Below are 2,487 nucleotides of genomic sequence, written 5' to 3' on the forward strand. Positions count from 1 at the left end.
CAGCTATTTAGCTCTATTGTTACTTACGGCGCCAGCCACTCCATACATCATCTATATCATCGGCTTTATTTTTTTTCTTTTTCTTGCCTGTGCCTTCTGGTTTTGCCATTGGCTTTTCATTTTTAAGCGCATCAGCTGCATCAAGGTTTGCTTGGTTTACAGCAAAACCGGTTACTTCTTCACGCTCTAGGCGTAGTTTGTTTTTCTTCTCGATTATTTTAAAGTGATGCAAATCTTCATAATCAACCAATGAAAGCGCTAAACCTACTTCACCAGCACGGCCGCTTCGACCAATACGGTGCATGTAATCAGCAGGACTGCGTGGTAGATTAAAGTTTATTACCACTGGCAGCTTTTCAATATCTAAACCACGTGCAGCAATATCGGTTGCGATCAGTACTTCGATTTCGCCCGCTTTAAATTTTTCTATTACACGAGTTCGCTCACTTTGGCCTTTATCGCCATGGAAAACTTGTGCATTAACACCGCGCTTTTCAAGTTTGCTAGCCAAGTGCTCACAGTCTTTTTTCGCGTTCACAAAAATCAATGCTTGGCGCCATTTATGGGTTTTAATTAAATGCGCTAAAACCGTGGTTTTCTCGCCTTTGTTAACACTAAACACGCGCTGTACAAGTGTGCTTTCATCTTTATTTTGTACTTGTATTTCAACAGGATTAGTTAACAGTTCTTGCGTTAATTGAGTGACTTGCTCTGGGAAGGTCGCTGAAAACAACATGGTTTGTTTTTTAGCAGGCATTAACGCTAAAAGATCAGCCAGCTCTTCGGTAAAGCCAAGGCTTAGCATACGGTCGGCTTCATCAAGCACTAAGGTCGTCACTTTATCGAGCTTAATCGCATTGCTTGAGATTAAATCAAGCAAACGACCTGGCGTTGCAACAATAATATCGGCGCCGCCGCGCAGTGCCTGCATTTGTGTATTAACCGACACACCACCAAACACGGCCACCGCTTTAATTGCGCCATTAAAGTTAGCAGAATACGATTTAACGCTATCGGCCACCTGCGTTGCAAGCTCGCGAGTAGGTACCAAAATAAGCCCAGTAACAAAGTTACCTTTACTGGCAGTATTTTTAGCGCCCTGCTCTAAAAATAGGGTTTGTAGCATAGGTAAAGCAAACGTCGCTGTTTTACCTGAGCCAGTATTTGCCCCCGCAATTAAGTCACTTCCCGTCAAAATACTCGGAATTGCTTGTGCCTGAATAGGTGTAGGTTGTGTGTATTCAAGATCAGACAATCGAGCAATTAGCTCTGGAATTAGGCCAAGATCGTTGAAATTACTAGGATTTGCGGCTGAGGTCATAAAATTTGCGGGCTCATTACTAAAATAGCCTGCAATTTTAGCGTATTTATTACCCGTTAAGTAGGGGTTAGTGATTTTAATGTGGTTTTAGAAAAAGAGAAAAGCTGTTACTCCCTTTTCTCTTTAAATATATAACAATCGAGTTGGATTAAAAAGTGGTTATGTTTCGTCTTTGCCTAAAGCTATTTGTAGTCTAGCTTTTGTTTCTTTTAAGTAATTTATATAAGGGTATGAGTCATCTGCAATTGCTAGAGCAGATTCCATATTTTCAAGCGCTTGACGAGTATCCCCCTGCATTTCATAGCCATAAGATAAGGCTGAAAGCGCATCGACTGATTTTGGGTAGTTTTTTATATTGTACTTAAACACCTCTATAGCGCGGGTAAACTGCTTGCTGCCCGTTAAGTTATAACCGAGTGATCTAACAGCGCGGTCTGGTGGCGCAACCTGCTCGCCCCATTGTTGAGATAAGTTTTGATAATAAGCATCAATAGAGGCTACATCGTCAGTTAAATCACTTATGGGCATTTGTTTAGGCAAAAATAAGTTGTGATAGGCATTAAATGCACCAGCAACGGAAGTCAGGTTATGCGAGACACCGTCAAACGCATTACTAAAGAAGCGTAGCTCTCGCACTTTATGCGATTGCAGTGATTGCTGTAATTCATCGTATCTTTCACGCATTATGCCGGCTTCTTCGCCAATATTGATATAAACGTAGTTATTCAGGTCTTTTGTTTTAGCTATAAACGATTTTGTACTTTTTACCGATGCGCCATAGTTCCACCAAACGGCAGGGCTGTAAGCAATATGCGCTTGGAAAAGCTCAGGGTTAGCTTGCATAGTATAAAGTGCAAACACGCCTGCTGCTGAGCCCCCAGCAATCACATTAAAGTTATGCGTACGATAGTTTTTATTAATTAAGGGCATAAGCTCTTGCTCAATAAATGCTAAAAACCTTGCTGCACCACCACCTTCACCTACCGGGCCTTGTGGCTCTTTATTAACTGTGGGGTATAAATCTCTTAAGCGATTGGTGTTTTCAATAGCGACAATAATAACCTCAGGCGCAAGATTATTATTTTGCAGTCGATCCATTACAGCACTTATAAGCGGTATGTTACCCGCGCCATCTAGGCGATAAATAACTGGATAAACTTTGTTTG

General features: G+C 41.5%; 2 protein-coding genes. Both read right to left on the bottom strand.

The features are described 5' to 3' along the window. Positions 1-19: 19 nt before the first annotated feature. Entirely contained in the window at positions 20-1,321 is a 1,302-nt protein-coding gene (locus tag H5072_RS16800; RefSeq protein WP_182694188.1) for a DEAD/DEAH box helicase, read from the bottom strand. Positions 1,322-1,480: 159 nt separating this feature from the next. Continuing rightward, positions 1,481-2,487, bottom strand: a 1,007-nt coding sequence (locus H5072_RS16805) for an alpha/beta hydrolase-fold protein (protein WP_182694189.1), incomplete at its 5' end; no start/stop codon positions are given.

This window comes from Pseudoalteromonas sp. SR45-5 (assembly GCF_014163565.1).
GTDB lineage: Bacteria > Pseudomonadota > Gammaproteobacteria > Enterobacterales > Alteromonadaceae > Pseudoalteromonas > Pseudoalteromonas distincta.

What these genes read in the sequence shown, in the direction of transcription:
- H5072_RS16800 (WP_182694188.1), bottom strand. Translation starts at nt 1,321, where the DNA reads ATGACCTCAGCCGCAAATCCTAGTAATTTCAACGATCTTGGCCTAATT.